Origin of the sequence: Paenibacillus xanthanilyticus (assembly GCF_042682185.1) — a bacterium.
GTDB classification, from domain to species: Bacteria; Bacillota; Bacilli; order Paenibacillales; family Paenibacillaceae; genus Paenibacillus_Z; species Paenibacillus_Z xanthanilyticus.
Window position 1 is genome coordinate 1,773,281 of record NZ_JBHUHA010000002.1, and the last position, 20,777, is coordinate 1,794,057.

The following is a 20,777-nucleotide window of genomic DNA, read 5'->3' on the forward strand; positions in this document are numbered from 1 at the left end:
CCATTAATAAAATGCATATAACTAATACCAGTCATAAAATGAGGTAATGGCTATGGAATTCAGTTTGGAATGGTATCGCGTCTTCTATTGGACCGCAAAGCTCGGCAGCCTGACGAAGGCCGCGGAGCAGCTGCACATTACGCAGCCGGCCGTCAGCCATACCCTCAAGCAGCTGGAGGCTGGACTCGGCGGACCGTTGTTTTTCCGAACCGCGAAGGGCGTCACGTTAACCGGCGAGGGTGAAATGCTGTTCCGATACGTCGAGCAGGGGATGCAGCTGATCGACTTCGGGGAGCGGAAGCTGGCCGAGATGCACAATCTGGATTACGGGGAGATCAGCATCGGGGCGAGCGATACCCTATGCCGGCATTTCCTCCTGCCGCAGCTGGAGCGATTCCACCGGCAGTATCCCGACATCCGGGTGAAGGTGACGAACCGGACAACGCCGGAGACACTCGCGCTGCTGAAGGAGGGGCGAATCGACTTCGGCCTCGTCAACCTGCCGGCGGACGACGCGAAGGTCGAACTTCGACCGAGCGCCCCGCTGCAGGACTGCCTCGTCGGCGGTCCGGCTTACCGAGAACTCGCCGCAAGCCCGATGCCGCTCGAAGAGCTGCGCCGCCACCCGCTTCTGCTGCTCGAATCCGGCGGAAGCACCAGACGTTACCTCGATGCGTACGCGCTTGCATGCGGCGTGCAGCTGACGCCCGAATTCGAGCTCGGCAGCCTTGATCTTCTGGCGCAGTTCGCGCAGAGCGGCTTCGGCCTGACGATCATCGCGCGCGAATACGTCGCGGATCAGCTGGCCTCCGGTCAACTCGTAGAGATCCCGCTGGAGCCGCCCATTCCGCCCCGTCACATCGGGATCGCGACGTTGAAGGGCGTGCCGCTGTCGTCCGCCGCCAGCCGTTTCCTAAGCTGCTTCCCTTAAGGCGAACGCAATGAAGCCGCAACGCGGATGCCCAAAGGCATGCCGAATTGCGGCTTCTTTTAATGCGGACCATCTATGCGCGTACCGTGTGGTCATGCCGTCTTACTTCAACTACCGCGACTTAGCTGTCCCCCCGATAGCCGTCCTCAACGTCTCCTCCGCCTTCTTCCGCTGCGGATCTTCACGGTCATACCGTTCGGCGAGCAGCGTCGTCATCCGGTATGCGGTCTTGTCGTTCAGGCTGCCGGTCTCCGGCAGCGACTGACTGCGCTGGAACCGCTCGACCGCCTGCTCCATCGCGTCGTCGTACACGCCGCCGGCCTCGCCCGGCAAATACCCGAGCGCCTTGAGCATGTGCTCGGCCGTCTTCACCTGGTCGCCGTAGTCGCCCTTCTTAAGCGATAAGCCTGTCGGCAGCGAAGGCAGCAGCGTGTAAGCAGGCGGCTCGACCTCCGTCGTCGGCTCGATGCCCTTCTTGTGAATCCAGCTGCCTTCCGGCGTACGCCACTGCGCTTTGGTGATCTTAAGCACCGAGCCGTCGTTCAGCTGGGTAAACTGCTGCACGATGCCTTTGCCGTAGGTCTTCTCGCCGATCACCGTCGCTCCCGCCTTCTCCTTCAACGCGGCGGTCAACACCTCCGAGGAGCTGGCGGTATGACCATCCACGAGAATCGAGATCGGCAGCTTCAGCGGCGTCTCCTCGTCGGACTTGTGCGTGACGACGTGCTTCTCGCCTTTGCCGACGACCTGCAAAATCTTCTCGCCCTTCGGCAGGAACCGGCTCGCGATCTGAATGGTCGGATCCAGCAGACCGCCCGGGTTGCCGCGCAGATCGAGCAGCAGCCCCTTCATGCCTTTAGCGGTGAGCGCCTCCAATGCCTTGTCGAACTCGTCGCCCGTCTTGTCCGCGAACCGCTCGATCGTAATTTGGCCGATGCCGTTCTCCTTCATCTCGTACTCCACCGTCTTGATCGGCACCGATCCGCGCTTCACCGACAGCTCGATCGGCTGCTCGACCCCCGCCCGCGCCAGCTTAAGCTTGACCGTCGTGCCTTCCTTGCCGCGGACCATGCCGAGCAGCTTATCGGACGCCATGCCATTGGCCGCTTGGCCGTCGACCGCGACGATCGTATCGTGGTCCTTCACCCCGGCCTTCTCGGCAGGCGCGCCTTCGATGACCTTCTCGATAATAAACGCGCCGTCCTCTTCGCGCACTTCGACCCCGATGCCGACGAAATGATCCTCGTACGATTCCATGTACGCCTTGCCCGCTTCGCCCGTCAAATAGACCGAGTACGGATCGTCCAACGACGCGACCATCCCTTCAACCGCGCCGTCGACGAGCTTCTCCCCTTCGGCGCCTTCCAAGTAACCATTTATGATTTCATTATAGGCATAGCTTAAATTCTCGAAATTCGCCGTCTTCAAAATCGGATGCTGCATCACCATCGAATACCGGCCCGCCAGGAAAACGGCCGCGACCGCCACGAGCAGCAGGAGCCCCCGGATCGTGCGCTTGCGCTGCGCCATCGCTTCTTCGCCAAATCTGTTCATCGCATCTCTCTCCGTTCTCAACAGCATGCTGATTCTCTCACTTTATCGTACATGGGCAGCGCCAAGCAAGCGACGGGGGCCACGGCAGCCATGGCGAAACGGTGAATAAATCTTGTTCCCCCCATGGATTTGGGCTACAATCAAAGGCAAATACAGACAACCAAAGGAGCGGAACAACCATGCCTTACAAACTGATCGCCATCGATATCGACGATACGCTGCTCTCCGACGAGCTGATCGTGACCGAGGCCACTAAATCGGCGCTGAAAGCGGCCGCCGCCCAAGGCGTGTTCGTCACGCTCGCGACCGGGCGCATGTTCCCGTCGGCGAAGAAAATCGCGGCCCAGGTCGAGCTGAACGTGCCGATCATTACTTACCAAGGGTCGCTGGTGAAGACGCTGTTCGACGAGCAGGTGCTCTACGAGCGCAGCGTGCCGAAGGACGCGGCCAAGGAGCTGTTCGCGTTCTGCAAAGCGCATAACCTGCACCTGCAGCTGTACATCAACGACGAGCTGATCGTCCAAGAAGACAACGAGAAGGCTCGCCGCTACTCCGCGCTGTCCAAAATCCCGTTCGTCGTCGAGCCGGATTACGACAAGCTGCTGGATCAGCCTTCGACCAAAATGCTCATCATCGACGATCCCGATTACCTCGACGAAGTCGCGGCCAAGCTGGCCCCGATCATCGGCGATCGCGTCCATATTACGAAATCAAAGCCGCATTACCTGGAGTTTACGCACAAAGAGGGCACCAAAGGCCACGCCATCTCCTTCATGGCCGAGCATATCGGCTGCACGCTGGACGAGGTCATCGCGATCGGCGACTCGTGGAACGACCACGAGATGATCGAAGTCGCAGGCCTCGGCGTGGCGATGGGCAACGCGCTGCCGAAGCTGAAGGAAATCGCCGACTACGTCACTGCCTCCAACAACGAGGACGGCGTGGCGAAGGTCATCGAGAAGTTCGTGTTGAATCCGGCGCAGGTCTAATACGCAGCAGATGCGACAAAGCGCAGCAGGCCCTTGCCTGCTGCGCTTTTTATTGGCGCTCTTGTCATCCAGACATGCACCCGGAGGTCGTCGTCCTCACGGGCGTCGTTCATAAGAAGCCTAAAGATTCATCCCGTTAGACGCTAACGCCCTTAATCCTTCACCCGCTAAATTCCCGAACTGCCGAATATCCCGCAAGTAATCATAGCCCGGCGGATTGCGCAGCTGATTGTACATCCGGACGACAACCGCGTCATATTCCGGCACCACCAAACAAGCGCAGCCCGTGATGCCGAGCATTTGTAACAAAAAACAGCCGGCTCTTAGCCGGCTGTTAGCGTTACAGTATTCGATCGAGGATGTCCCGGTCGGTTCGCCTGTCATCGACACGCATGCCAGCCGACGTCACACCAATTTATGCGCATACCACTTGCTTCCCCGGTACCGCCACAGGAACAACGCGCCCCGCACGCCCCATTCGCAGTTCATCGCAATCCAGACGCCGATAATGCCCATGCCGAGCGTAATGCCGAGCACATAGCCGAACACGATGCGGAACAGCCACATCGTCAGCATCGACGTGATCGAGGTGAAGCGCGAGTCGCCCGCCGCCCGCAAGCCCGCAGGCAAAATAAAGCTGATCGCCCACAGCGGGATTTGCGCGATCGCATTGATAAGCAGCACCCAGAACAAATCGTCGACGATTTCGGGAGGCGGCTGGAACAACGCGACGAGCGGATGGAACAGCGGCAGCAGAATCGCGGTCATGATCACGAACGACCAGGAGCCCAGCCAGAGGAACGACCGGATGAACTTGCGGGCATCCTCGATGTTCCGGGCGCCGATGCATTGACCGACTACCGTCACGAGCGTGATGGACAGCGCCACCGCCGGAATCTGATAGAGCATGGCAATCGTCCCGCCGATGGCGTTCGTGGCAATCGCGTGCGTGCCCAGGCTGACGATGAACACTTGCGTAAGCATTTTGCCGCCGTTGAAGAACATCTGCTCGGCCGCGAAAGGCATCCCGATCGTCAGGATCTTCTTCAGCATCGACCACGGAACATGGAGCAGCGCCGTCAGCCGCAGATGAAGCGACGCGTCCATTCGGATAATGTACCACAGCGCGCAGATCGCCGCCGCATACCGCGCGATATTCACGGCGATCGTCATGCCGAGCACGCCCATGTCGAGCAGGGCGATGAAGACGAAGTTAAGCAGCACGTACAGCACGTTCATGATGAGCGACAGCGCGAGCGATACCCGTGATCGACCGATGCCGCGCATGATGCCGCTGACCGCTTGGACGACGCCAATGCCCAGGAAAGACGCGCAGCTGCCGATCAAGTACACCTTCGAGTGGGCCAGCACGTCCGGCGACGCCGAGCCAAGGAGCAGGCGAAGCAGCGGGTCATACAGCGCCATCACGACGACGCCGATGACCAGGGCCAGTATGGCCACCGATGCAATGCTCGCGCTCGCCGCTTTGGACACCATCGCATCATTGCGGCTGCCCTTGTATTGCGCGACGACGACCGTCCCGCCGGTCGCCACGGCGACGAACACGTTGATCAGGAAAATATTGAGCGAATCCACCGTGCTTACCGCGCTGACCGCGGCCACCCCCGCCGAGCTGATCATGGCGGTGTTCATCACATTAAAGCCGATGATAAACGCCTGATCGATCAAGATCGGAAGGAATAACGCGAACACTTTCCGGTAATCCATCGAGGCGCCGGACAGATGCTTGTTCAGCAGACTTTGGGTCCGTGCCCGTATCTGAGGCTCAGTCACTGGGATCACATTCTTCTCTATGGGAATGTCGTACGTCTAGCAGGTGTTATCTGGTTTAATATTACCACCGTATAAACGAACATACCAAACCCAGGAGTGACACAATGCTAGTCAAATTATTTAGCCGCCCATCCGCCGAATCGGCACGTACAAATCCACCCTCGCCTTCCCTTCCGGATCGGAGGCGGGATTGTTCAGACTAAATTCGAGCGCATGCCGGTCGTCCGGCTCGTACCCGCTCCTTGGCAGCCACCCGCCATAGACGCTTTGATAGGCAAGCGCGAATTTGTCGATCGTATCATAGAACGTATACCGGGCGTATAGTCCGCCGGGCAGCGTTTGGAACGCCACATTGGGATCGCCGCTGCCGGCCGCCAGAAGCGCCTCAGGCAAGGTAACGCATGCCTCGTACCTGCACGCATACTCGTCGACTAGGCTGGGGTCATCCAGCGAGACGCCGATAAACTGCTGTTCGGGCGGAAACAAGCGATGCTGCTGGGCCCACGCGCCGAGCGTTCCCCATGCCTTGTACGTGTCCAGATAGCTGCCCACATGGGTGACGTAAGCCACGTGATAGCTTGGCAGCTCCGTAACGTCAATGTTCATGCCCCACACTCTCCTTAGAAAATCGCGATGATTATTGCTAGATTCATCATACGATTCCATCGAAGCCGTTTCTTCCCGGATCTTGCCGTCCGCTTGCCGAAAATTGCTCGGTTGCCTCAGCTTCCGTCTCATCTGGCTGGGCGTTGCTTCATACCGCTTCTTGAACGCGGCGTTAAATCGCGAGAGGGAGCCGAACCCGCATAAGGAGGCGATGTCGAGCATCGTCTTATCGGTCTTGTTCAAATAGTCGAGCGCGCGGACCAGGCGTCGCTCGGTGACGTAAGCCATCGGCGCCTGCCCTTGCAGCGCCGAGAACAGCCGCGCGAAATGGTACTTGGAGAAATGGGACGCCTCGGCCAGTTCGTCCAAATTCAACGGCGAATGCAAATTCGCCTCTATATATGCGAGCACCGTCTGCAGGCGATTGCCGTAATCATCGTTCACTGTCGTTCCCCCGATTCCGATTCAGATGGATGACCCGCCTTCCATTTTACGGCAGACGCAGAAAAACCGTCTACCCTGACCATGAGATCAGGATAAACGGCTATTGAACGCTATATCGCGAACCGAAACTCCCAGGCGGTTACAAGCCCGCAAGCACCTGGTACCAGACGCCTTTGGGCGAATACAGCTTCTCGCGCACTTCCGGCCAACCCCCGAGGTAGCGGATATCGAACAGCTTCGGCGGCGTCGTGAACTTGCCTTCGACTTCCTTCGCCACCTTCTCGTTGACCGGACGGAATCCGTAATCCGCGAATACCCGCTGCGCCTCCTCGCCGTGCATGTAATCGACGAATGCCTGCGCCGCCTCGCGTACGCCGTGCTTGTCGGCGTTGACGTCGACGACCGCCGCCGGATTCTCGATCAGAATCGTCGATTCGGGCACGACGATCGAATATTTCACGCCCTGCTTCAGCCGCGCCAGCAGCTCGTTCTCATACGTGACGATGACGTCGCCGACGCCGTATTCGAAGGCGGCCATCGACGCGCGCCCGCTCTTATCCAGCGATTCGACGTTCGCGTGGATCTGCTCCAGGAACGCCTTGGCGTAGGCCGGATCCTTCGTCCCGGTCTCCTCCTCCGACTTCATCAGACCGGCGCCGTACATCGCGTTGATGTCCCATTGCGCGCCGCCGGACGTCTTCGGATTCGGGTACAGCACCTTGATCCCGTCCTTCGTCAGATCGGCCCAGTCGCGGATGCCTTTCGGATTGCCGTCCCGCGTGCCCATCACGACGATCGAGTTCGTAATCATGCCGCCGTTCGTCGCTTGGCGCCAGTCGTGCGTAATAAAGCCGGCTTTCTGGATCTTGTCGATGTCGCTCTCCATGGCAAGCACCGTCACGTCCGCCTCGAAGCCGCCCGCGATGGCCCTCGCCTGCGTTCCGGACGCCTCATACGACTCCTGGAATACGAGCTTCTGCCCGGTCTCCGCTAGCCACTTCGCCTGAAACTTGGGCAGCAGCTCCGCGAAGGCGTCCTTCGCGACCGAGTAGGCGCCAATGACGAGCGTCACGTCGCCCTTCGGCTTCGCGTCTGCCTCCGTCGCCGGCTCGTTCCCCCCGCTGCAAGCAGCCGTCACGAGCAGTGCCGCCGCGGCGAGCGCGATGCCGAGCTTTCTCCATCCTTTGGTCAGGGTAGGTTTCATTCGTGCACACAACGCTTTCTATTAAAAGGTACGATAGAGATTCGAATCAAATATGCACCGGCATCGGATCTTCCTTCAGCTTATTCTCCATGATCCACGTGTCGTTGTCGTTGAACAGATACGCGCGGTGAATAAGCACATGCACTTCTTCACCCGGCTGCAGCACGTCCTTCTCCAAGGAACGGTACGTGATCAGCTTGATGTCGCCGACCTCGACCTCGACCATCCACTCGCTGCCGCGGAAGTGAAGATGCTTCACTTTGCCCTGCACGGTCGCCGACGGAATGCGGAATTCATGCCGCTTGCCGATCTCGATATATTCCGGACGGATCAGCGCCTGCGTCCCCGGCCAGTTGGCCGCTTCCTCGAAGCCGCGAAGCCGCTCCACCTGCTCGACCATCGTCGACTCGCCGATGAAGCTGGCGACGAACTGGGTTTGCGGACTCTTATAGATATCCCATGGCGAGCCCTTCTGCTCCAGCCGCCCTTTGTTAATGATCATGATTTCGTCCGCGACCTCGATCGCCTCGTCCTGATCATGCGTGACGAAGATCGACGTGATGCCGACGCGCTCGATCATCTCTTTGAGCCACGTGCGCAGCTCGGTGCGGATCTTCGCGTCGATCGCCGCGAACGGCTCGTCGAGCAGCAGCAGCTGCGGCTCGGGCGCGAGGGCGCGAGCGAACGCGACACGTTGACGCTGGCCGCCGGAGAGCTGATGCGGATACCGATGCTCGAAGCCCTTCAGTCCCGTCAATTCGATCAGCTCCATGACGCGGTCGCGAATTTGGTCCTTCGATTGCTTCTTGACCTTCAAGCCGAACGCCACGTTATCGAATACCGTCATATGCTTGAACAGCGCGTAGTTCTGGAAGACGAAGCCGATGCCGCGCTCCTGCGGCGGCAGGTCGTTCACCCGTTTACCATGGAAAATAATATCGCCCGACGTTGGGCTCTCCAGCCCCGCCAGCATGCGAAGAATGGACGTCTTGCCGCCCCCGGAAGGTCCGAGCAAGCCGATGAGATGGCCTTTGGCGATCTCAAAGCTGACATCGCGCACCGCATGAAAATCGCCGAATTGCTTGTTTAACCCGCGCACCTCGATATGCATCGTCTAATGCACTTCCTTTCTTTTCTTCGCCCATTCCATGAGCAGCAGCAAGCCGACCGAGAACGCCGCCAGCACGAGCGCCACGCCGTTGGCCGCCACGACGTTGAAGTTCTCCACATCTTGATAGACAAGCGTTGTCGCTGTCTGTGTCTTATTCATAATATTGCCCGATACGACGAGCACCGCGCCGAATTCGCCCAGCGAACGAGCGACCGTCAAGACGACGCCATAGATAACGCCCCAACGGATCGAAGGCCATGTCACATGCCAGAAGGTGTACCAAGAGTATGCCCCGAGCGTCGATGCCGCCTCTTCCTGCTGCGCGCCGATCTCCTGCAGCACCGGCATCACTTCGCGCACCATGAGCGGGAAGGTGACGAACAGCGTCGCCAGAATCATGCCCGGCAGCGCGTACACGATTTTGAACCCGATATCCTCGAAGAACGCGCCGAGCGCCGTGCTTGGGCCAAGGATCAGGACGATCATTAAGCCGCCGATGACTGGCGACACCGCATACGGCAGGTCCACCAAGCTGTTAAGCAAATTTTTGATCCGTTGGCCGAGCCAGGTCGCCCGCACGAGATAGAGCGCCAGCATGACCCCGAAAATCGTGTTCAGGACGGTGACGACGACTACGATGATGCCCGTCATCATCAGCGCGTGCAGCGATTGCTTGCGCGTCAGCGCCTCGATGAAACCGCTCCAGCCTTCGGCCCAGGAGCCGGTGAAAATTTTAAGAATCGGAATGATCAGCAGCACGATAAAGACGAGATAGGTGAGCGGAATCCAAACCTTTTTCATTTGCCGAGCCTCCTTGTCTGCACAAGGTTAACGGCCCAGAGAATGAGGAACGACAGCGTCAGCAGCATGACCGACACGGCTGCCGCGCCCTGCGGATTGTCACTCTCGATTTCGCCGAAAATGTACACCGATGCGATCAGCGTCTTGCCCGGAATGTTGCCGGCGACGAGCACGACCGCGCCGAACTCCGCGAGCGCGCGAGAGAATGCCAGCATCGCGCCGCTCGAGATGCCCGGCAGCATCGACGGGAAAATCACATGGAAGAACGTATGCGATTTGGAAGCGCCCAGCGTATACGACGCTTCCTCCTCCGACTTGTCCATCTCCTCCAGCAGCGGCTGCACCGCGCGGATGACGAACGGGAAGGTCACGAACACCATCGCGACGACGATCGCGGGCTCGTGGAATACGATATCGAAGCCCATTCCCGAGGCGAACGAGCCTACGAGACTATTCGGGCCGAGCAAGAGCAATATCATCAGCCCCCCGACGGCGGTCGGGAGCGCGAACGGCAGATCGACGAGGCTGTTGAGCAGCCTTCGTCCGGGGAAGCGGTAACGAATGAGCACCCATCCGATCATCGTGCCCAGGAATATATTAATGACGGTCGCGATAATGGCCAGTTTGAGGGTAAGCAGCACGGCTTTCCATGCGAGCGGATCGCTGACGCTTTCCCAGAATGGCGTCCATCCCAGCTTGAACGACTGGGTATAGATGCCGAGAATCGGCAATACGATGAGCAGAACAAAGTAGAGCATAATCGCGGATCGGAATCCGAAGCTCCACCCGCGACTGCGAAACCTAATATTCAAACCGGCTACCTCCTGACGCTTTCCTCGTGGAATGGCGGGATGCGATCTTTTAATTCCTATGAACTTACTAGGTATTGGTTTATTTTAGCCGAATGAAGGATGTTCCGTCAATCCTGAAATCAACGAATCTAATGCAGTTTATAGCGATTGCTGATAAATGGTGCTAGACCATGGCGAAAAAGCCCAAGCACACCGGAATACGCTGTCATCTATTCTTCCATTTCAAGCCAGTCCTTTATCTGATACGCCCGGAAGCCGATGAAAAACCGTAACCTCCGGTCGCGATGGGCTTCCACTCGCGGTTATAACCTCTTTCATTTGAAGTTGTTTCAGAGGTAGAACTCCGTTCACAACGACTTTTAGATCCCTGCATACGAAAAACCCCCGGCATGAACGTCTTTTCGTCCATGCCGGGGGTCTTACGCTAACGAAGTTAGCCGCACCGTTATTCGCCTTCGATAAAATACCGCTCTTCGCCGAGCGAAATAACGGCCTGCCCTTGCGTCAAATCCGTCATCCAAGCGGCAAACCGCTCCGCCTCCGGCGCTTCGGGCAAACACGTCACGACGACGCGGTCCGTAAAGTCCGTCCCGCCGACGCGAACGCCTCTGCCGTGCAGCTCGTTCTCCAGCTTGCCGTACCACGTATAGTCGACGTCGACGATCACTTCGCGGTGCAGCACCTGCGTAATCGCTTCGGCCGCCTCCGTCGCCGCTACGGCGCCGTCGGTGTACGCACGGATCAGGCCACCCGCGCCGAGCATAATGCCGCCGAAATACCGGGTCACGACGATGACGACGTTCTTCAGGCCCTGATTCTTGATCACTTCCAGAATCGGCTTGCCGGCCGTCCCGCTCGGCTCCCCGTCATCGGACTGCTTCTGAATCTCGTCGCGCTCGCCGATCATGTACGCGGAGCAGTTATGCGTCGCGTTCCAGTTGAGCTTCTTGATCTCCTCGATGAACGCGATCGCTTCCTCTTCGGACTCGACCGGTTTGCCGTAGCCGATGAACCGGGATTTCTTAATGACGATTTCCTTGTGCGCTTGCTTCCGCAGCGTCTTGTATCGGGTCAACATGCTGCTCTCACGCTCCTTGCGGCATGCGCCAATCTCGCCGTCCGACTACAGACGCGCTTCCAGCTCCGCTTTTTCCTTCTCGAAGCCCGGCTTGCCGAGCAGCGCGAACATGTTGCGCTTGTAAGCCTCGACGCCCGGTTGGTCGAACGGGTTGACCCCGAGCAGGTAGCCGCTGATGCCGCATGCTTTCTCGAAGAAGTAGACGAGGTAGCCGAACGTGTACGGCGTCAGGTCTTTGATGTTCACGATGAAGTTCGGTACTTGGCCGTCCGTGTGGGCGAGCAGCGTGCCTTCGAACGCTTTCTTGTTCACGAAGTCCATCGTCTTGCCCGTCAGGTAGTTCAGGCCGTCCAGGTCGTCGGCGTCATGGCCGATCGTGATCTGCTCGGATACGTTCTCCACTTGGATGACCGTCTCGAAGATATTCCGGTTGCCTTCTTGAATGAATTGGCCCATCGAGTGCAGGTCCGTCGAGAAGTCTACGGAAGCCGGATAGATGCCTTTATAGTCTTTGCCTTCGCTCTCGCCGAACAGCTGCTTCCACCACTCGGAGACGAAATGCAGCGACGGCTCGTAGTTGACGAGAATTTCCGTGACTTTGCCTTTGCGGTACAGGGCGTTGCGCGCCGCCGCGTATTGGTAGGCTTCGTTCTCGGCCAGGTTCGGGTTGCTGTACTCGGTTGCGGCGTCGGCCGCGCCTTTCATCATCGACTCGATGTCAATGCCGGCAACGGCGATCGGCAGCAAGCCTACAGCCGTCAGGACGGAGTAACGGCCGCCTACGTCATCCGGAATGATGAAGGACTCGTAGCCTTCTTCGGTCGCCAGCTTCTTCAGCGCGCCCTTCGCTTGGTCCGTCGTCGCATAGATGCGTTTGCGGGACTCTTCCTTGCCGTATTTCGCTTCCAGCGCTTCGCGGAACACGCGGAATGCCAGCGCAGGCTCGGTCGTCGTGCCGGATTTGGAGATAACGTTGATCGACCAGTCGCGGCCTTCAAGCACCTGCAGCAGGTGGTTGACGTACGTCGAGCTGATGTTGTTGCCGGCGAACAGCACTTGAGGCGTCTTGCGCTGGCCGTTCGGCAGGATGTTGTAGAACGAGTGCGACAGCGCTTCGATTGCCGCGCGCGCGCCGAGGTACGAACCGCCGATGCCGATGACGACGAGCACTTCGGAGTCGGATTGGATTTTCTTCGCCGCCTGCTGGATGCGGGCGAACTCTTCTTTGTCGTAGTTGTGCGGCAGGTCGATCCAGCCGAGGTAATCGGAGCCGGCGCCCGTGCCATTATGTAATTGCTCGTGCGCAACGCGCACTTGCTCCGCGAAATAATCCACTTCGTGTTGGCCCAGGAAGGCCAGTGCTTTGCTATAGTCGAATTGAACAGCTTTGGACATGGTGAATCCTCCTAAAAGTTTTGTGGAGCTTAAGCTCCCTGGTTCTTCTTCGCAACAAAACTGGCTTCGGAAGCATGGACTTAAGTTTTGTGGAGCTTAAGCTCCCTGGTTCTTCTTCGCAACAAAACTGGCTTCGGAAGCATGAACTTAAGTTTTGTGGAGCTTAAGCTCCCTGGTTCTTCTTCGCAACAAAACTGGCTTCGGAAGCATGGACTTAAGTTTTGTGGAGCTTAAGCTCCCTGGTTCTTCTTCGCAACAAAACTGGCTTCGTTCCGCAAGCATACGCGCCTGCGCGCGGGGCCGTCAGTGCGAAACCTCACGCTTTGCCCTCGTTTTCCCATCACGTTGGGACGAACCTGCCCGGTCTTCTTAAACGCAACCTAAGAATAATGGATTTCCCCGCCGAAGACAAGCAAGCCTGGTCCCGCTTTCCGCATTCGACAAAGTTTGTGGTAAGATGGGAAAAGCATGACCAACGCGTTCTGGGAGATGTGATACGATGAACAAAATCGGCTTTATCGGACTCGGCGTCATGGGTGCGCCCATGGCCGCCAACCTGCTTCGCAAGGGCTACGTCGTGACGGTGTACAACCGCACGCCGGGCAAAGCGGACGAACTGATCGCGCTCGGCGCCGAAGTCGCCGACACGCCGGCGCAGGCCGTCGGCGGAAGCGAGCTCGTCATTACAATGGTGAGCAACGACGACTCGATTCGCGACGTTTATTATGGCAAGGACGGCATTATCGCCTCGCTCATGCCGGGCACGATCGTCATGGACAGCAGCACGATTTCACCTTCGCTCGCCAAGCAGCTGTATGCGGATATCGCCGCGAAATCCAGCGACTTCCTCGATGCGCCGGTAACCGGCAGCAAGCCCGCGGCCGAGAGCGGCACGCTCGTGTTCATGGTCGGCGGCGACGAGCAGATTCTCGCCCAGACCCATGATGTCATCATGGCCATGGCCCGCAAAATCATTTACATGGGTCCAAGCGGCAGCGGCCAGACCGCGAAGCTGGCCCATAACACGATGGTCGGCATTCACGCCGCCGCCTTCGCGGAAGGACTCGCAATAGCTGCGAATGGCGGGATCGACGCCGCCGCTTTCCTTGACCTCGTGCAAGCCGGCGCAGCGAACAGCCGTTTCGCGGAATTGAAGACGCCGAAGCTGCTCGACCGTGACTTCAGCGTGCAATTCTCGCTGTCGCTCATGTTGAAGGACTTGCGTCTCTCCTCCGCCTTGTCGGACAGCCTGCGCACGCCGACGCCGGTGCTCGAAGCGGTCAAGAGCGTGTTTCAAGTCGGCGAATCGATGGGACTCGGCAACCTGGACATGGCCGCGCTCGTGAACTGCTACGAGGAATGGACGAACAAGCAGTTCAGCGGTCCCGGCGCGGCACCGGAAGAGGCGATTGCGCCTTCGCAGCCTGTCGTCCCAGCGGTCGTCTCGGACAAATCGGATCGCCGCAAAAGCGAGCGGCTGCCGCTGCATATTCCGCTTAAGCTGTCCGTCTACCAGTGGGAGCAGGAAGGCTCCTTCTCCGGCCACTTTATCGATGGCGTCCTGATCGATCTGTCAGATCGCGGCGTTCAGATCGCAAGCAGTCAGCCGCTGGAGCGGGACATGTTCATCGTCATCCACTTCCCGCAAGATTCGCAGCTTCCGCCGGTCACGGGCCGGATTATCCGCATCGAGCCAAGCGGCGCCGAATTCCGTTACGGCTGCCTGCTCGCGGGACTGGCGCCTTACCAGCGCCTCCAGCTGGAGGATTACATTAACAAGCAAGGCGTGACGGCGGATTAACCCCTAACGCGCAAGCCCTTGTCAAAAAGGCTGTTTCCATCTCGCCATCGTAGCCGGTCGCGAGCGGGAAGCAGCCTTTTGTCAAAATGCAAGAATTTATGTGCTGAATGCTGCATTCCCGGATCTTGTATTCGCAAACCAATCCGCTACACGAAACACGCCTCGCCGCATAAGACAGCGATAGCCGTTTCGCCTTGTGGCGGCTTATTCTTGAATGTACGAGCAGCAGTAGTCGGTAACCGTCTCCACTTGCAGCTTGAATTTCGCGTTTGCCGGCACCGTGAACTCGCCTTCGCCGGAAATCGTGATCCATTCGGAGTCGCCTGGAAGCAGTACTTTCAGCTCGCCCGCGAGAATTTCCATGATTTCTTTTACGTCCGTGCCGAACTCATATTCGCCCGGCAGCATGATGCCCAGCGTTTTCTTGGTGCCGTCCGGGAAAATAACCGTGCGGCTCGTCACTTTGCCGTCGAAATAGACATTGGCTTTCTTCACTGCGGTTACGTTCTCGAATTGGGACATGGTCTGTTGACAGCTCCTTCATAACGTCGAAATCGAATGATGGCTTTAATCGTCTAAAGCTTTCCTGCACGGAAGAATCCGGGTACATATAGGCCGAAGTTTAAGCGTGAAACGTATACGATCCGATATGTTAAAAAACGGGACTGGAAACCGCCCGAAGACGGCGCCAGCCCCGCTATGACAATCTGGTGCGGTTAGGCGAAAAATTCGATTACAGCAAGCCTTTGACTTTGCTGACGACGTTCTCTACCGTAAAGCCGTACTCTGCGATGACTTTGTTGCCCGGTGCCGAAGCGCCGAACGTGTTGATGCCGAGGATCGCGCCTTTGTCGCCTACATAGCGCTCCCAGCCGAACGGCGAAGCCATTTCGACCGCGAGGCGGGCTTTAACCTCAGGCAGGATGACCGAATCCTTGTAGGATTGCGGCTGTGCTTCGAACAGATCCCAGCTTGGCATGCTGATAACGCGAACGTGGATGCCTTCCGCCGCGAGCGCCTTCTGAGCTTCAACCGCCAGTTGTACCTCGGAGCCCGTCGCGATGATTTGCGCTTGCACCTCGCCAGCTGCTTCGGATACGACATAAGCGCCTTTCTTGATGCCTTCGCGCGCGTTCGTGTTCGTGCCTTCGAGGATCGGCAGGTTCTGACGCGTCAGGACGAGCGCGACCGGCTTCGACTGGTTCTCGAGCGCGAATGCCCATGCCGCGGACGTCTCGTTCGCGTCGGCCGGACGAAGAACCGTGACATCCGGAATGATGCGAAGCGATGCCAGCTGCTCGATCGGCTCATGCGTAGGGCCGTCTTCGCCAACCGCGATGGAGTCATGCGTCAGCACGTAGACAACCGGTTGCTTCATGAGCGCGGACAGACGAACCGCCGGACGGAGGTAGTCCGTGAAGACGAAGAACGTCGCGCCGTAGATGCGCAGACCGCCATGCAGGCTGATGCCGTTCATCGCCGCGGCCATGCCGAATTCGCGAACGCCGAAATAGATGTTGCGGCCGGCGTAGTTGCCTGGCTTGTAAACCGGGAGGCCTTTCAGGTGCGTCATCGTGGAGCTCTCCAAGTCGGCGGAGCCGCCCACGAGGTTTGGCACGTTCTTCGCCAGACCGTTCAGCGCGTTGCCGGAAGCGACGCGAGTCGAGACCGGTTTATCTTCCGTCGTGTAGACCGGCAGATCGCGATCCCAGCCTTCTGGCAGCTGATTGTTGACTGCTGCTTCGAACTGAGCCGCAAGCTCAGGGTAAGCTTCTTTGTAGGAAGCGAAGAGCGCGTCCCATGCCGCGTTGGCTTGCTCGCCGTTTGCTTTGACAGCCGCAAAATGCTCGCGAACCTCGGCAGGAACCGTGAATGCCTCTTCATGCTCCCATGCGTAGAATTGCTTCGTCAGCTTCGTCTCTTCGACGCCGAGCGGGGATCCGTGAGGACCGGCATGTCCGCCTTTGCCGCCTTTGTTCGGGCTGCCGTAGCCGATAACCGTCTTCACTTCGATCAGCGTCGGGCGGGACAGATCCGCTTGAGCCGCCGCTACCGCTTTCGCGAGCGCGTCGAGATCGTTGCCGTCTTCCACGCGGATGACTTGCCAGCCGTAAGCTTCGAAGCGGCCTTGCACGTTCTCGGAGAACGACAGGTTCGCCTCGCCGTCGAGCGTGATGTCGTTCGAATCATACAGGACGACCAGCTTGCCGAGCTTCAGGTGCGCCGCGAGCGAAGCCGCTTCGCTTGCCACGCCTTCCATCAAGTCGCCATCGCCACAGATCGCGTATGTGAAGTGGTTGATAACGTCGAAGTTATCTTTGTTGTACGTCGCGCCGAGCTGCGTTTCCGCCATCGCCATGCCGACTGCCATTGCCACGCCTTGGCCGAGCGGACCTGTCGTTGCGTCAACGCCCGCCGTGTGGCCGAACTCCGGATGGCCCGGGGTCTTCGATCCCCATTGACGGAAATTATGAAGCTCTTCGATCGGAAGATCGTAGCCGCTCAGGTGGAGCAGGCTGTACAGCAGCATCGAACCGTGGCCCGCGGAGAGCACGAAGCGGTCGCGGTTGATCCAGCTTGGGTTGGATGGGTTGTGTCTCATGCTTTTTGCGAACAGCTGATAGCCCATAGGCGCTGCGCCCATCGGCATACCCGGGTGTCCGGAATTCGCTTTCTCGATGGCATCGATCGCGAGGGTGCGGATCGTGTCAATCGAAAGCTGATCGATCGATTTTTGCGTGACTGTCATGACAAAAAACTCCTCCTATTCCTTGCTTCCGTTAGTTGTTCTCTCTTCTCTATAGCGCTTTTCGCGCACTGGCTTTGAAATATTGTACCACTACGCCCCGGTCATTTCCATCTTTTAAACCGTAAAGCGACAAAATGCTCGCACGCAAGCAGCAGATTGCAAGATTCGTCCATTAAAACCGAAGGATTCTCTCAATTTCGCCAATTATCGTACGATTTTGTACCTAAATGATACCATTGCGCGCCGGCCGTTTTCATGAAGAGTTGATGAAGAGAACATGAAGCCCTTATGAATCTTTCACAAGCTCTTTCGCCACATCCTGAACCCCGGGCGGCCCGCACAAAGCAAAAGCGCCGGCTTGTCGCCGACGCCCTAGTATATGCCGAATTAGTTAAAGACAACCGTCTTGTTCTGGTGCACGAGAATCCGGTCTTCCACGTGCCACTTCACGCCGCGCGCGAGTACGACCCGCTCGATCGTCCGCCCGATCCGCTTGAGATCCTCGACGTTGTCTCGATGGCTGACGCGCTGCACGTCCTGCTCGATGATCGGCCCGCCGTCCAGCTCTTCGGTGACGTAGTGCGCGGTCGCCCCGATGATCTTGACGCCGCGCTGGTACGCCTGCTGATACGGCTTGCCGCCGACGAACGCCGGCAAGAAGGAATGGTGAATGTTGATAATCCGGTTCGGGAACTGCTCGATGAACTTCGGCGTGATGATCTGCATGTAACGGGCCAGCACGATCAGGTCGGCTTTGCCGACGACCGCTTCCAGCTGCTGCTTCTCCGCTTCAGCCTTGGTGTCCGGCGTCACCGGAATATGCAGATACGGGATGCCGAACGACTCGACCAGCTCGCGCATGTCCGGATGGTTGCTAATGACCATCGAGATGTCCGCGTCCAGATCGCCCGCCTGCCACTGCCACAGCAGCTCCAGCAGACAGTGATCTTCCTTCGATACAAAAATCGCCAGACGCTTCCGGCGGCTAGCGCGGAACGTGTGCCATTTCATCTCGAAACGGTCGGCGACGCGGGCGAAGTCCTCCTGAAGCACCGGCAGCTCTTTCTCCAGGTCCGATAGATCGAATTCGAAGCGAATGAAGAACATGCCGCCCCCCGGATCCATCGAATATTGGTCGGATTGCACGATGTTGGCGCCGTGCTCGTACAAAAACTGCGAGACGGCCGCCACGATGCCCGGACGGTCCGGACAGGAGATCAGCATGCGCGCGCGGTTCGCGTTATCCGGACGCTGTGAAGGGTGTTTGGCTTGATTCGTGTTTGACATAACAACAACTTCTTCCTTCCCCATTGAACGATTGATTCACTGTATGAAACGTTAATGCCGTTAGGCTTGCGTCCGGCGAGCCGGCTCGCATGCCGGTTAGACGTTCACGAGCAGCGCCTTGCCGGCAAACCATGCGGTAATGCGGTGATTGACCGCTTCCTCGGGAAGCTCTGCCAGCACCCGGTGCTCCTGGACAAGGTCGAACAGCCTGTCCATCGGCTCGCGCGGGTCGGCCTTGCGCGCTTTCGCGTCCGACTTGAGCACGTCCCACGTGGACAGCACATAAGCGCGGCGGTCGATCTCCTGTTTGTTGAAGAAGAACGCCAGACGCTCCACGTCCTCGAAAAATTCGCCGCCGAAACGGTTCTCCGCGTCGCCGCGAAGCAGCGCGATCTCGGCTTCGTACATCGGGCGGACGGTCTTGTCGTTCTGTCCGATCCATGGCGTCTCGAGAATGAACGGACGGCCCTTGAGCGCGTCGTGATGCACGATGCTGCGGATCGTATCGAATCCGAGCCAGCCCGCGCCTACCGGAGCATGGCGGTCTTTGCCAGCGCCGCGCGGATTTTTGCTGTCGTTCACGTGCACGACGGCGACGCGGTCCAACCCGACGATCTTGTCGAACTTCTCCAGCACGCCGTCCAGATCGTCATTCAAGTCGTAGCCCGCGTCGTGCATGTGACAGGTGTCCATACAGACGGTAAGCCGTTCGTTCGCCTGCACCTTGTCGATGATCGCCGCAATCTCCTCGAAGCTGCGGCCGATTTCCGTCCCTTTGCCCGCCATCGTCTCGAGCGCGATATTAACGTTCGTTTCCTTTGTGCCTTCCAGTACGAGATTCAAGCCCTCGGCGATGCGCGCAATGCCGTACTCCGCGTCCTTATCCGTGTACGCGCCCGGATGAAGCACGATGTTGCGCACGCCGATCTTCTCGGTGCGGCGAATCTCTTCCTGCAGGAAATCCACCGCGAGTTTGAACGTATCTTCCTTATAGGAGCCAAGGTTGATGATATACGGCGCATGGACGACAATCTCGTCGATGCCTGCTTCCGCCATCGCGGCTTTGCCTTCTTCGATATATAGATCTTCAATTGGCTTACGCCGCGTATTCTGCGGAGCGCCCGTGTAAATCATGAACGAGCTGGAACCGTAAGAAACCGCTTCTTTGGTCGCCGTGAGCAAGCCCTTGTCCGAAAACGAAACGTGAGATCCGATTTTGAGCAACGATATTCGCCCCTTTCGTAGTAAAACGCGTATCCCCTTATTTTACAGGCTACGCATAAATAAATCTAGGCGTACGACCGCTGGTAAAGTCAGCTGTTTGCGGTTGCGGCTGGACTTGCGGGTGACTTATAATGGATGCAGGCAAAATGGACGCGCGCCGCGGACAAGCGCTCGCCCGTCGATCCCCTGTCGGCGCGGCTCGAGCAGCTCTTCCCGGTGAGCCGAATCGTCTAGCAATCATTTAACAAGACCATGCACGCTTCGGTGCCGCTTCAGGCGGACAACGTAACATATCGTTAATGAGGTGAACGACTCGAATGGGCAATGCTCCGAATTGGTTTATGTTTTTCATCGTATTTTGGGCGTTCGTCATGCTGGGCGCCATGGCGATCGGCGGATATTTCATGTTCCGCAAATTCTTAAAGGTGCTGCCCAAGCGGGACGGCAAGTCCAAGCTCGACTGGCAGAACTATTGGGTCGACCGCAGCCGCCACATGTGGCCGGATGATTCGAAGGCATTTCTCGACGAGCTGGTGCAGCCGGTTCCGGGTCCGTTCCGCGATATCGCGAAGCACTCGATCGCGGCCAGCATCGCGCAGTATGCCATCGAGAGCGGGGCGCAGGAAGTCACGCGCAGCCACTGCATCGCCGGTTATATCAAAGCGACCCCTAAACGCGACTATCGCAGCTTAATCTCGTTTCTGGACAAGCGGGGCATCGATTACCAGCCCTATCAGCATCTGTTCAACCGATAGCCTTCACCATGCACCTATCGACGCCTCCGGCCTAGCCGGGGGCGTTTTTTGGTTAGGTCCGCAGCATCGGAACGACTTGAAGTCGATTCTTCGATAGCCGATCTACGATGGAGACGCAGCCCCTGTTTGATCTTATTTCCTATGCACATCATTGCGCTTCTCGGCCATTTGACGCGATCCCGGCAGGGTTGTACTGAATGCGCGATGGGTATACATAGGATAAGAACATCAGGAGGAGACGA

At 58.3% G+C, this 20,777-nt stretch carries 18 protein-coding genes; 4 read left to right on the forward strand and 14 right to left on the reverse strand.

Annotation, left to right across the window (positions count from 1 at the left end; genetic code table 11):
• The first annotated feature begins 52 nt into the window (after positions 1 to 52).
• Entirely contained in the window at positions 53 to 931 is an 879-nt protein-coding gene (locus ACFSKT_RS24960) for a LysR family transcriptional regulator (protein ID WP_377720941.1), read from the forward strand.
• A gap of 111 nt (positions 932 to 1,042) precedes the next feature.
• On the opposite strand, the gene ACFSKT_RS24965 is transcribed toward ACFSKT_RS24960, so the two are convergent.
• Positions 1,043 to 2,485, reverse strand: a complete 1,443-nt coding sequence (locus ACFSKT_RS24965; protein ID WP_377720940.1) for a S41 family peptidase — start codon at positions 2,483 to 2,485, stop codon at positions 1,043 to 1,045.
• A gap of 179 nt (positions 2,486 to 2,664) precedes the next feature.
• Here ACFSKT_RS24965 and ACFSKT_RS24970 point away from each other — a divergent pair, with 179 nt between their 5' ends.
• Positions 2,665 to 3,474 carry a Cof-type HAD-IIB family hydrolase gene (locus ACFSKT_RS24970; RefSeq protein ID WP_377720939.1) on the forward strand — a complete coding sequence of 270 codons (810 nt, stop codon included), beginning with the start codon at positions 2,665 to 2,667 and terminating at the stop codon, positions 3,472 to 3,474.
• Between the two features lie 120 nt (positions 3,475 to 3,594).
• On the opposite strand, the gene ACFSKT_RS24975 is transcribed toward ACFSKT_RS24970, so the two are convergent.
• The 9 genes from ACFSKT_RS24975 to ACFSKT_RS25015 all read right to left on the reverse strand — a co-directional run bounded on the left by ACFSKT_RS24975 (position 3,595) and on the right by ACFSKT_RS25015 (position 12,719).
• The gene (locus ACFSKT_RS24975; protein ID WP_377720938.1) at positions 3,595 to 3,783 is read right to left on the reverse strand and encodes a hypothetical protein; all 189 of its coding nucleotides are present in this window, start codon (positions 3,781 to 3,783) and stop codon (positions 3,595 to 3,597) included.
• Positions 3,784 to 3,879: 96 nt separating this feature from the next.
• Positions 3,880 to 5,202 carry an MATE family efflux transporter gene (locus ACFSKT_RS24980; protein ID WP_377721129.1) on the reverse strand — a complete coding sequence of 441 codons (1,323 nt, stop codon included), beginning with the start codon at positions 5,200 to 5,202 and terminating at the stop codon, positions 3,880 to 3,882.
• A 186-nt stretch (positions 5,203 to 5,388) separates the two neighbouring features.
• The gene (locus ACFSKT_RS24985) at positions 5,389 to 6,318 is read right to left on the reverse strand and encodes an AraC family transcriptional regulator (protein WP_377720937.1); all 930 of its coding nucleotides are present in this window, start codon (positions 6,316 to 6,318) and stop codon (positions 5,389 to 5,391) included.
• Positions 6,319 to 6,457: 139 nt separating this feature from the next.
• Positions 6,458 to 7,522, reverse strand: a complete 1,065-nt coding sequence (locus tag ACFSKT_RS24990) for a sulfate ABC transporter substrate-binding protein (protein ID WP_377720936.1) — start codon at positions 7,520 to 7,522, stop codon at positions 6,458 to 6,460.
• A 46-nt stretch (positions 7,523 to 7,568) separates the two neighbouring features.
• The gene (locus ACFSKT_RS24995) at positions 7,569 to 8,633 is read right to left on the reverse strand and encodes a sulfate/molybdate ABC transporter ATP-binding protein (protein WP_377720935.1); all 1,065 of its coding nucleotides are present in this window, start codon (positions 8,631 to 8,633) and stop codon (positions 7,569 to 7,571) included.
• A 3-nt stretch (positions 8,634 to 8,636) separates the two neighbouring features.
• Entirely contained in the window at positions 8,637 to 9,434 is a 798-nt protein-coding gene (locus ACFSKT_RS25000) for a sulfate ABC transporter permease subunit (protein WP_148931445.1), read from the reverse strand.
• Positions 9,431 to 10,246, reverse strand: coding sequence for a sulfate ABC transporter permease subunit CysT (gene cysT / locus ACFSKT_RS25005; protein ID WP_377720934.1), 816 nt, complete (start codon positions 10,244 to 10,246; stop codon positions 9,431 to 9,433). Before cysT ends, ACFSKT_RS25000 begins: the two co-directional genes overlap by 4 nt.
• A 445-nt stretch (positions 10,247 to 10,691) precedes the next feature.
• Positions 10,692 to 11,324 (reverse strand): YigZ family protein, encoded by a 633-nt coding sequence (locus ACFSKT_RS25010; protein ID WP_377720933.1) that lies wholly within the window; start codon positions 11,322 to 11,324, stop codon positions 10,692 to 10,694.
• Between the two features lie 45 nt (positions 11,325 to 11,369).
• Positions 11,370 to 12,719: a glucose-6-phosphate isomerase gene (locus ACFSKT_RS25015; RefSeq protein ID WP_377720932.1), complete on the reverse strand. Its 1,350-nt coding sequence runs from the start codon at positions 12,717 to 12,719 to the stop codon at positions 11,370 to 11,372.
• A gap of 499 nt (positions 12,720 to 13,218) precedes the next feature.
• On the opposite strand from ACFSKT_RS25015, the gene ACFSKT_RS25020 reads away from it, so the two are divergent.
• A complete protein-coding gene (locus tag ACFSKT_RS25020; protein ID WP_377720931.1) occupies positions 13,219 to 14,520 on the forward strand; it encodes an NAD(P)-binding domain-containing protein in 1,302 nt (433 codons plus the stop codon).
• 204 nt (positions 14,521 to 14,724) lie between these two features.
• Here the strand turns inward: ACFSKT_RS25020 and ppnP are convergent, their stop codons facing one another.
• The 4 genes from ppnP to ACFSKT_RS25040 form a co-directional block, all read right to left on the reverse strand.
• Positions 14,725 to 15,042 (reverse strand): pyrimidine/purine nucleoside phosphorylase, encoded by a 318-nt coding sequence (ppnP, locus tag ACFSKT_RS25025; RefSeq protein ID WP_377720930.1) that lies wholly within the window; start codon positions 15,040 to 15,042, stop codon positions 14,725 to 14,727.
• Positions 15,043 to 15,253: 211 nt separating this feature from the next.
• The gene (gene tkt / locus ACFSKT_RS25030) at positions 15,254 to 17,269 is read right to left on the reverse strand and encodes a transketolase (protein ID WP_377720929.1); all 2,016 of its coding nucleotides are present in this window, start codon (positions 17,267 to 17,269) and stop codon (positions 15,254 to 15,256) included.
• Positions 17,270 to 17,656: 387 nt separating this feature from the next.
• On the reverse strand, positions 17,657 to 18,556 hold the full coding sequence (gene purU / locus ACFSKT_RS25035) for a formyltetrahydrofolate deformylase (protein WP_377720928.1): 900 nt from the start codon (positions 18,554 to 18,556) through the stop codon (positions 17,657 to 17,659).
• 96 nt (positions 18,557 to 18,652) lie between these two features.
• Positions 18,653 to 19,780 (reverse strand): deoxyribonuclease IV, encoded by a 1,128-nt coding sequence (locus ACFSKT_RS25040; protein WP_377720927.1) that lies wholly within the window; start codon positions 19,778 to 19,780, stop codon positions 18,653 to 18,655.
• Between the two features lie 317 nt (positions 19,781 to 20,097).
• Between ACFSKT_RS25040 and ACFSKT_RS25045 the strand changes: the two genes are divergently transcribed.
• Positions 20,098 to 20,535 carry a DUF2621 domain-containing protein gene (locus tag ACFSKT_RS25045; protein ID WP_377720926.1) on the forward strand — a complete coding sequence of 146 codons (438 nt, stop codon included), beginning with the start codon at positions 20,098 to 20,100 and terminating at the stop codon, positions 20,533 to 20,535.
• Positions 20,536 to 20,777 lie beyond the last annotated feature (242 nt).

Excerpts from the sequence above, each read along its gene's own strand:
- ACFSKT_RS24960 (WP_377720941.1), top strand. The coding sequence starts at position 53 with ATGGAATTCAGTTTGGAATGGTATCGCGTCTTCTATTGGACCGCAAAG.
- ACFSKT_RS24965 (WP_377720940.1), bottom strand. The coding sequence starts at position 2,485 with ATGAACAGATTTGGCGAAGAAGCGATGGCGCAGCGCAAGCGCACGATC.
- ACFSKT_RS24970 (WP_377720939.1), top strand. The coding sequence starts at position 2,665 with ATGCCTTACAAACTGATCGCCATCGATATCGACGATACGCTGCTCTCC.
- ACFSKT_RS24980 (WP_377721129.1), bottom strand. The coding sequence starts at position 5,202 with ATGGATTACCGGAAAGTGTTCGCGTTATTCCTTCCGATCTTGATCGAT.
- ACFSKT_RS24990 (WP_377720936.1), bottom strand. The coding sequence starts at position 7,522 with ATGAAACCTACCCTGACCAAAGGATGGAGAAAGCTCGGCATCGCGCTC.
- ACFSKT_RS24995 (WP_377720935.1), bottom strand. The coding sequence starts at position 8,633 with ATGCATATCGAGGTGCGCGGGTTAAACAAGCAATTCGGCGATTTTCAT.
- ACFSKT_RS25000 (WP_148931445.1), bottom strand. The coding sequence starts at position 9,434 with ATGAAAAAGGTTTGGATTCCGCTCACCTATCTCGTCTTTATCGTGCTG.
- ACFSKT_RS25010 (WP_377720933.1), bottom strand. The coding sequence starts at position 11,324 with ATGTTGACCCGATACAAGACGCTGCGGAAGCAAGCGCACAAGGAAATC.
- ACFSKT_RS25015 (WP_377720932.1), bottom strand. The coding sequence starts at position 12,719 with ATGTCCAAAGCTGTTCAATTCGACTATAGCAAAGCACTGGCCTTCCTG.
- ACFSKT_RS25020 (WP_377720931.1), top strand. The coding sequence starts at position 13,219 with ATGAACAAAATCGGCTTTATCGGACTCGGCGTCATGGGTGCGCCCATG.
- ppnP (WP_377720930.1), bottom strand. The coding sequence starts at position 15,042 with ATGTCCCAATTCGAGAACGTAACCGCAGTGAAGAAAGCCAATGTCTAT.
- tkt (WP_377720929.1), bottom strand. The coding sequence starts at position 17,269 with ATGACAGTCACGCAAAAATCGATCGATCAGCTTTCGATTGACACGATC.
- purU (WP_377720928.1), bottom strand. The coding sequence starts at position 18,556 with ATGTCAAACACGAATCAAGCCAAACACCCTTCACAGCGTCCGGATAAC.
- ACFSKT_RS25045 (WP_377720926.1), top strand. The coding sequence starts at position 20,098 with ATGGGCAATGCTCCGAATTGGTTTATGTTTTTCATCGTATTTTGGGCG.